The sequence below is a fragment of the Microcoleus sp. PH2017_24_DOB_U_A genome, from assembly GCF_020738205.1.
In the GTDB taxonomy this organism is placed as follows: Bacteria; Cyanobacteriota; Cyanobacteriia; order Cyanobacteriales; family Microcoleaceae; genus Microcoleus.
Genome location: NZ_JAEQCT010000181.1, coordinates 1 through 6,559, shown reverse-complemented (window position 1 = coordinate 6,559; position 6,559 = coordinate 1). Strand labels below are relative to the sequence as shown.

13 protein-coding genes are annotated in these 6,559 nt (G+C 43.3%); 1 reads left to right on the top strand and 12 read right to left on the bottom strand.

Annotated elements, in window-relative coordinates; genetic code table 11:
• Nucleotides 1-150: 150 nt before the first annotated feature.
• The 11 genes from JGK07_RS32410 to era form a co-directional block, all read right to left on the bottom strand.
• The gene (locus JGK07_RS32410; protein WP_293186928.1) at nt 151-312 is read right to left on the bottom strand and encodes a DUF5615 family PIN-like protein; all 162 of its coding nucleotides are present in this window, start codon (nt 310-312) and stop codon (nt 151-153) included.
• A 28-nt stretch (nt 313-340) separates the two neighbouring features.
• Nucleotides 341-484, bottom strand: a complete 144-nt coding sequence (locus JGK07_RS32405; RefSeq protein ID WP_293186929.1) for a DUF5615 family PIN-like protein — start codon at nt 482-484, stop codon at nt 341-343.
• Nucleotides 481-711: a DUF433 domain-containing protein gene (locus JGK07_RS32400; protein WP_006634608.1), complete on the bottom strand. Its 231-nt coding sequence runs from the start codon at nt 709-711 to the stop codon at nt 481-483. The genes JGK07_RS32405 and JGK07_RS32400 overlap by 4 nt, the downstream gene beginning before the upstream one ends.
• Complete coding sequence (locus tag JGK07_RS32395) at nt 708-839, bottom strand: type II toxin-antitoxin system VapB family antitoxin (protein WP_293226649.1); 132 nt, start codon at nt 837-839, stop codon at nt 708-710. The genes JGK07_RS32400 and JGK07_RS32395 overlap by 4 nt, the downstream gene beginning before the upstream one ends.
• A 125-nt stretch (nt 840-964) precedes the next feature.
• A complete protein-coding gene (locus tag JGK07_RS32390) occupies nt 965-1,246 on the bottom strand; it encodes a hypothetical protein (RefSeq protein WP_293199268.1) in 282 nt (93 codons plus the stop codon).
• Entirely contained in the window at nt 1,243-1,794 is a 552-nt protein-coding gene (locus JGK07_RS32385) for a DUF6036 family nucleotidyltransferase (protein ID WP_293186935.1), read from the bottom strand. Before JGK07_RS32385 ends, JGK07_RS32390 begins: the two co-directional genes overlap by 4 nt.
• 81 nt (nt 1,795-1,875) lie before the next feature.
• Nucleotides 1,876-2,454, bottom strand: a complete 579-nt coding sequence (locus JGK07_RS32380) for a Uma2 family endonuclease (protein WP_293218265.1) — start codon at nt 2,452-2,454, stop codon at nt 1,876-1,878.
• Between the two features lie 82 nt (nt 2,455-2,536).
• Nucleotides 2,537-3,121: a Uma2 family endonuclease gene (locus JGK07_RS32375; protein ID WP_293218262.1), complete on the bottom strand. Its 585-nt coding sequence runs from the start codon at nt 3,119-3,121 to the stop codon at nt 2,537-2,539.
• Between the two features lie 36 nt (nt 3,122-3,157).
• The gene (locus tag JGK07_RS32370) at nt 3,158-3,502 is read right to left on the bottom strand and encodes a type II toxin-antitoxin system RelE/ParE family toxin (protein ID WP_293218259.1); all 345 of its coding nucleotides are present in this window, start codon (nt 3,500-3,502) and stop codon (nt 3,158-3,160) included.
• A complete protein-coding gene (locus tag JGK07_RS32365) occupies nt 3,486-3,773 on the bottom strand; it encodes a type II toxin-antitoxin system Phd/YefM family antitoxin (RefSeq protein WP_293187165.1) in 288 nt (95 codons plus the stop codon). Before JGK07_RS32365 ends, JGK07_RS32370 begins: the two co-directional genes overlap by 17 nt.
• Nucleotides 3,774-3,947: 174 nt before the next feature.
• On the bottom strand, nt 3,948-4,859 hold the full coding sequence (gene era / locus JGK07_RS32360; protein WP_293226815.1) for a GTPase Era: 912 nt from the start codon (nt 4,857-4,859) through the stop codon (nt 3,948-3,950).
• Between the two features lie 506 nt (nt 4,860-5,365).
• On the opposite strand from era, the gene JGK07_RS32355 reads away from it, so the two are divergent.
• Nucleotides 5,366-5,785 (top strand): hypothetical protein, encoded by a 420-nt coding sequence (locus tag JGK07_RS32355; RefSeq protein ID WP_293187163.1) that lies wholly within the window; start codon nt 5,366-5,368, stop codon nt 5,783-5,785.
• 372 nt (nt 5,786-6,157) lie between these two features.
• Here JGK07_RS32355 and JGK07_RS32350 read toward each other — a convergent pair whose 3' ends face one another.
• Nucleotides 6,158-6,424: a hypothetical protein gene (locus JGK07_RS32350; protein WP_293187164.1), complete on the bottom strand. Its 267-nt coding sequence runs from the start codon at nt 6,422-6,424 to the stop codon at nt 6,158-6,160.
• Nucleotides 6,425-6,559: the final 135 nt, after the last annotated feature.

Genomic DNA, 6,559 nt, shown 5'->3' with positions numbered 1-6,559 from the left:
ATTACAAAGCGTATCTATAGCTTCTAAGAATGGTGAATTTATCTCAAAATATACTCACCACTAGCGAAGAGTGTTCAATAAGATGCGTTCCCCCTGATTTTAGATTAGAGAGCATTTAGAGTCGATCGCACACCCTCGGCGATCGGTGCATTATGATAAAGCAAGCAGCGATAAAGTCTCATCTTCATAAAATAATTCGATCGCGTTAAAATCCCGACGCAGCAAATTTTCAATTTGCAATGTCGAACAGTTTCCCAGGCGAAGCCAAATAACTTTCGGTGGATTCCCAAATACTAAGCTCAGGTCGTGCATATCCGCGTCTTTCGAGACAATCATCAAATTATTGTATGAATGCATAATCCCAAACTATTGGGTCGATCGTTGCTTTCATTCCCACATCTCGAACGTGAAGCGAATTTGGGAAAATATCGCTCAAACGATTCGGCAACTTGGGCGACAAGTTTTCATCAAAAAGTAATTTCATGCGGATAAGGTCGCAGTCATAAACCGACGCTCACGGTCAGCAGCATAAGCTATACAAGCTTTTAAATCTTCTCGTGTCAAATCGGGAAAATCGTCGAGAATTTCTGCTTCAGTCATCTCCGAAGCCAGGTACTCAAGCACTTCATAAACCGTAATTCGCAAGCCGCGCACACAAGGCTTACCACCGCGTTTATTTGCTTCGATCGTGATGTGGTTTCGGTAGTTCATAAGAAACACTCGGTAATATCATTTTTCTGTGAAGCTACATAGAATGTATTCTTTTGTTGTGCTGTGAGTCCAGTCGCCTGGAGCGCATTAGTGATGAGGGAGTTATCGATTTCGATCGTGGTTTTCATAGGTATTTTGGGGTGAGTCTTATCGATCGCGCTTTCATCCAATTACAAGCGATCGCCCACCGGCAGCGATCGACATCTTTTTTTTTAATTAAATCCTTTTGTTACTGCCGATCGATCGCATATTCTCACATATAACGAAGTTCAAGTGCATTGCAAAAGCTACTCAAGCGATTCAGCAAAGCATTGTAGTAGGGATAAGCATCATCTCGTTCATCTTGAAGGCGGGCATAAAGAGTCAATTCTGGCTCTGCGGCCAGACGATCTTTAGGAACATCTAAGCCCGCTTCGGCTAGGCGAGTTGCCGCGATCGCGACTAACAATGACCCAATTGTATTAGTTTTACCATGATGAAGATCGTTCAGTCCAGGTAGAATTAGCTCTGCTCCCGGCAACTCATTTAAGTTCATAACTGTCCATCCTCTATGTTACTTTCAAAACGTTTGATGAAGTTCTCAACTCTGCTTCTGAGCGCATCAGGATTAAGAGAGGGAAATCGGATTAATTCGGGTGCAATACTCTCAAAACTATTACGCAGTTCTTCTAAGGAAAATAATTTCTGTTCGTACATGGCTTGAACATCTTTAATGTCCCGATCGAATCCCCTGGATATTTTGGAGAGTGCTTGGGCTATAAAGTCATAGTGATAAAACGAGATTTGACCGTATTTGCCAATGAAGATACTCCTGTCGCGCCACCCCGGAATTGTGGGTAAGAAATCCTGTGGGGAAGCCAGTTCGATATTAATATTCAATTCTTGTTTGATTTTGGCGATCGCACCAAAAATGCCTGGGGGTTCAGGATCTAGACGAATATCGATATCAATGGTCGAACTCCGCCATCCAATCAGTAGGGCGCTAGCACCACCCGTAAAATAGATGCAGCCTGAACCCTGAGCCTCTCTGCCCAAGACTTGCATCAGTCGTTCTATCTTCTGAGAGTCAACATTCGGACGCATATGCTGCACAAATATTTAAACGGTAACAGATTTCTTATAACTCTACATCAATATTATTACATCGCCCTCTTAATAATAAATTCAAGATTGCTGCTCGAAAACAATTTCTTCATATAATTGCTCGATCGCCAAACTCAACCCAATACTTCTAAGCTCCACGCGATCGCCCGCTCGATAGCTCAGAATCAACCAATCCCCCGCATCATTTCTGTGATAAATATCGATCGCCATCTCATCCGAACTCACCAACACATAATCGACCAAATTCGGATTGCGGCGATATTTTTCAAACTTTTTGCCGCGATCGTAAGCCTCGGTACTATCCGATAAAACCTCAACAATTAAACAGGGATAGGTAATATATTGAGGGCTAGAATTATCTCGCCGATCGCAAGTGACACTCAGATCGGGATAGGTATAGTTGCGAGTATTGAGGATATTTACGCGGCAGTCAGAATTGTATGTTTTACAACCACTACCCCGCAGATGGGGCTTGATCGTCACTAAAAAGTTTCCCGCGATCGCACTATGATTTTGCGTGCCCCCACTCATCGCACATACGCGACCATCGATTAGCTCGTGCCTTTCTAATTGTTGCTCCTCCCAAGCAAAATACTCTTCAGGCGTAAAGTACCGCTCCTGCTCTCTAGCTGCAATCATAACAATCTCCTAATTTAAAAGTAGTAATACCAACACGCTCACCGGACGTAAATCACCTTAGTTTTATGATATATGTCAACTTTTAAGGTGTTGTTTCTGGGGTGAGGTCGAGGTTGCGATAGACTTGTTCGATCGCAAAACTAAGATTGATGCTTTTTAGTTCGATAGTGTCACCTTCTTTGTAGTTAATAATGATCCATTCACCAGCATCATTTTTATGATACAAATCCATTTCGATACTGGTGGAACTAACCAATAGATAATCTTGTAAGACAGGGTTGCTGCGATACATTCTAAATTTACCACCGCGATCGTAAGCCTCAGTGCTGGGAGAGAGAACTTCAACGATTAAGCAGGGGTAGGTAATGTATTGGGTTGTGGTTTTATCGCGATCGTCGTACGTTACACTTGCATCGGGGTGGATATAGTTTTTGGTTCCGACAATGTTGACTCTCAGATCGGAGTTTCCTGTTTCGCAACTGCTGTTTTCTAGATGATTGGAGAAGAGAGTTGTGAGTCTGACGGCAATGCGACCATGATTGACGCTACCGCCGCTCATGGCGTAGACTTGGCCGTCGATATACTCATGCTTTTCTAGCTGCTTTTCTTCCCAAGCAAAGTATTCTTCTGGGGTTATTTGAGGAAAGTTTTCTTTGGCGGCGATCATTTTTTTAGGTAATGGGTAATGGAGTTTATTTCTATTTTACTCTTCTTCATCATTATCCAAAAGCTGTTTTAAAGAATCAAAATTTTGTTGAGAACTGTGACGAACGCGGTGAATTTCAACCATTCTAGTATTTTCATCTTCTACGATACTAAATAAAATACGATATTTCTTCTCATATAAAATTTGACGTATTTCCAGGTCGAAATACTCACTTTCTAATGCTAAGGGACAACGACTAGGAAAGCTTTCCAGTTTGAGCATTATTTCATAACAGCCCCTAACCCAACGATAGGATTTTTCAGGAGCATTGAGCTTGAGCCACAAAAAGATATTTTCTATGTCATGAATAGCAGTAGGAGATATCTCAACTCGGTAGGTCATATTTTTTTTGAAGCTCTTCAAAAGCTTGATGAATAGAAACCCCTTTACCTTGATCAAATTCCCCTAAGCTTTGACGAATACCTGCAAGAGTTTCAAGAATTTCTAACCGATTAAGTAGTTTTTCATAACTTTCCGCATCCTGAAGCACAGCAACCGCTTTACCATTAATGGTAATTACTATTGGTGTTTTATCTGTTTCAAACTGATGAAGCAACTCAGGAGCTTCCTGTTGAAATTGATTCAGGGGACGGCTATGGGAGAGGTTAAGCATGGTGTTCACTTTTTTTGAGTGTTGTTAACAAGTTAGCAAAATATTATTTTTTATTGCCTAAGTTATAAAGGCACCTCAATCCCCAACTCCTCACAAAACCCCCGAATCACCCGATCGCTACCACCAGCCGCCACTTTCAGTATAATCGCGAACATCCCGCAAACCACTAAAATTTTACTCTTCCACGCGATAGCCCAATTCGGCCAAACGGGTGCGGGACTGCCGCCATTTCGGCTGCACCTTGACAAATAACTCCAAATATACTTTACCCTCAATCAACTTTTGAATCTGTTCCCGGGCCGCACTGCCGATCGACTTGAGCATACTGCCGCTTTTACCGATTAAAATACCTTTTTGGGAATCCCGTTCGACGTGAATCGTCGCCAGAATGCGGGTAATCTTCGCTTCTTCTTGAACAATGTCGATCGCGATTGCTACAGAATGCGGCACTTCTTCCCGCGTCAGCAGCAAAATCTGTTCCCGAATCAACTCGCCCATAATAAAGCGTTCCGGCTGATCTGTGACCAAATCGGGCGGATAATAATAGGGGCCTTCCTCCAGATGTTCGATTAACAACTGTTGTAGCGGTTCCACACCCTCGCCCGTGAGAGCCGAAAATTTCACCACCGGCCACTCGGGATTGACAATTTGTTCGTAAGTTCGATCGATCAACACGGAATCCTCCGGTTGTTCGTCCAGCTTATTCATCCCCAAAATCACTGGAATTTTGCAATTGCTGAGAATTTCGATAATATATCGATCGCCCCCACCAGACTCCACCGAACCATCCACCACAAACAGCACCACATCCACCGACTGAATCGCCGCGCGCGCATTCTGCACCAAAACCTTACCCAATTGGTGATGCGGCTTGTGAATTCCGGGAGTATCGACAAAAATAATTTGTGCTTCCGGCGTCGTCAGGATGCCCCGCAGCCTGTTGCGCGTCGTCTGAGACACCGGCGAAGTAATGGCAATTTTCTGTCCTACCAACTGATTCATCAGGGTGGATTTGCCAACATTCGGGCGCCCGATAATACCCACAAAGCCCGACTTGTAGCCCGCAGGAGCCGCGGGAACACCCATGATTTCCGATACGTCGATAAATTTACTATCTTCCACTAAAATCACCTATTTTCAAGCCCCTTCTCTGTCTATTGTCGCCTGAAAATACTCAAACGCCCATTGATGCACTCTAGCATCTTTCTTCCGCTGGTATAGCGCATAACACTCAAAGGGCGATCGAGCCGTCAACCAGTGTTAAAACGCCACAGGCGATCGACAAAACTTGATATCTGAGACAAAATTTGATAAAGTTCCAATGACATCGATCGAAAATGAATCATTCTGGTAAAATCGAGTCCCCAACGCTGTAACAACTTCAGATGTGTAAATGTCTCACTCAACTGAAACCATTCTACAGTTTGTCAGACCAACCAGTTTGTACGTTTTTGAAGATGTATGGTAATAAATTAGATGGGTCAAAACCAAGATAAAAGTTCATTAGCATTAGATTTTTTATAAATTAAAGCTAATGTTTTTGTCCCTACCTAATTAGTGCTAACCGTCATAAAGTTGAGGAGATGAATCGGATGAAATCGAAATTATTTTGGAGTTGCTGCACCGTATTGGTAGCCAGCTTGCCTATTCCTGCCTTCGCTCAAACAGCCCCTCAAGCAGGTATTGACTACAAAGGCGGCTCAAAGAACTACCAAACAGTACCGGGCAAAATTCCTGAAAGAACTTTACCCAAAGCCTTTGACTTTCCAATTATTACTAATGTTGCTACTGACACTAGCATCACCACAGATCACCTAATTACCGAGCAGTTTCGCGCGCCCGCGACTCGTACAGAATACACCCGCGCTCTCACCACCTGGTCAGAATCTATCAGAGAATGTCTGGGTAAACAGCCCCGCTTGATCCGGGCCAGCACCAAGAACCCGATTCAGATTAATGGCAAAGTAGGCACGATTGTCAGAAATGCAAATAACCGTGCAGTTTGCAAATAAGCGAGTAAGTTCCGCTGTCTGAAGACAAAAACTAGAAAGTGTTTTTACACAAAAAGAGCAATAGTTTTCTATTGCTCTTTTTGTTGGCAAAATGTCAATGAATTGGTTTGTAGTGAGGACTTCAGTCCTTCTTAATTTCTGAGGACTCGCATTCCTCACTACAAACGAGATAATGCAGAAACCTGGTTTTTTCCAAAAATATGCTGTGAAACCTGAAGGATATAGATTTCAAACTATAATTTTCGATTAAGGAATGAGAATTAAATAACTTCGACAGGTTTGTGGGATGGGCGTCCCGCCCGTCCAAAAACGACGGGCGGGACGCCCATCCCACAATAACAATTAAAATTGTAAGTTATTTAATTTGCGATCCTAAGTAGCGCAAAATTCATTCGTACTCAGCAAAATTTCCCCATAATCAGGAATCCAAGCCAGCCACTTTTGGTCGGAGCACTGACACAACAACCACGCTTCGTCAAAACTGAATGCTGTTGGCGGATTGAACAATTTGACCCACATCGAAGGAGCCAATTTTGGTGCAGGTACGGCGCAGCCAAATTTTGCCCAGTCCAAGGCACTCGCGGCGCTGGCTAGCGTTGCTTGCGGTTGCCGACTACGAATATCTGTTTGCAGTTGCATAACTACTCCTGTAGAGCTAAAAGTCAGCACGCCTTGCGGGGTTAGGAACTGTAACTTAATTTATGGACAAAGCTACCCATCCTTGACTATTTGGGTAGCTTTTTGAGCAAATTGTGGCGGCACGAGACTATTTGC

Coding starts and splice junctions, on each gene's coding strand:
- JGK07_RS32350 (WP_293187164.1), bottom strand. CDS start 6,424: ATGCAACTGCAAACAGATATTCGTAGTCGGCAACCGCAAGCAACGCTA.
- JGK07_RS32390 (WP_293199268.1), bottom strand. CDS start 1,246: ATGAACTTAAATGAGTTGCCGGGAGCAGAGCTAATTCTACCTGGACTG.
- JGK07_RS32370 (WP_293218259.1), bottom strand. CDS start 3,502: ATGACCTACCGAGTTGAGATATCTCCTACTGCTATTCATGACATAGAA.
- JGK07_RS32400 (WP_006634608.1), bottom strand. CDS start 711: ATGAACTACCGAAACCACATCACGATCGAAGCAAATAAACGCGGTGGT.
- era (WP_293226815.1), bottom strand. CDS start 4,859: ATGGGTGTTCCCGCGGCTCCTGCGGGCTACAAGTCGGGCTTTGTGGGT.
- JGK07_RS32410 (WP_293186928.1), bottom strand. CDS start 312: ATGCACGACCTGAGCTTAGTATTTGGGAATCCACCGAAAGTTATTTGG.
- JGK07_RS32375 (WP_293218262.1), bottom strand. CDS start 3,121: ATGATCGCCGCCAAAGAAAACTTTCCTCAAATAACCCCAGAAGAATAC.
- JGK07_RS32385 (WP_293186935.1), bottom strand. CDS start 1,794: ATGCGTCCGAATGTTGACTCTCAGAAGATAGAACGACTGATGCAAGTC.
- JGK07_RS32405 (WP_293186929.1), bottom strand. CDS start 484: ATGAAATTACTTTTTGATGAAAACTTGTCGCCCAAGTTGCCGAATCGT.
- JGK07_RS32365 (WP_293187165.1), bottom strand. CDS start 3,773: ATGCTTAACCTCTCCCATAGCCGTCCCCTGAATCAATTTCAACAGGAA.
- JGK07_RS32380 (WP_293218265.1), bottom strand. CDS start 2,454: ATGATTGCAGCTAGAGAGCAGGAGCGGTACTTTACGCCTGAAGAGTAT.
- JGK07_RS32355 (WP_293187163.1), top strand. CDS start 5,366: ATGAAATCGAAATTATTTTGGAGTTGCTGCACCGTATTGGTAGCCAGC.
- JGK07_RS32395 (WP_293226649.1), bottom strand. CDS start 839: ATGAAAACCACGATCGAAATCGATAACTCCCTCATCACTAATGCGCTC.